At 62.9% G+C, this 245-nt stretch carries 1 protein-coding gene; it reads left to right on the top strand.

Annotation, left to right across the window (positions count from 1 at the left end):
- On the top strand, window positions 1-245 hold a 245-nt coding region (locus ACRHNM_RS17820; RefSeq protein WP_431137976.1), incomplete at both ends, for a hypothetical protein.

Here is a 245-nt window from a genome sequence, read left to right as displayed (position 1 = left end):
GCGGCCTATGCGCGGCGCCGCCAGGGCAACTTCTTCGCCGGCAGCAACGGTGCGCATCGCTACGACAACCAGCACCTGTCCAGCGGCGGTACCGGCATGTCCAGCCAGGCGGTGTCCAAGCTCTTCCATCCGGGCGATGAAGTGCTCACCACACATACCGACAACGAATCCGCACTGCTTAAATTCACCTGGACGCCCAACCCGGACCAACGCCTGGAGCTGAGCCACCGCTACTTCAATTCGAG

It is taken from the genome of Psychroserpens mesophilus, from assembly GCF_050617655.1.
In the GTDB taxonomy this organism is placed as follows: Bacteria; Bacteroidota; Bacteroidia; order Flavobacteriales; family Flavobacteriaceae; genus Psychroserpens; species Psychroserpens mesophilus_A.
Note: the sequence above shows the minus strand (reverse complement) of the source record. Positions and strands in the feature narration are given on the sequence as shown.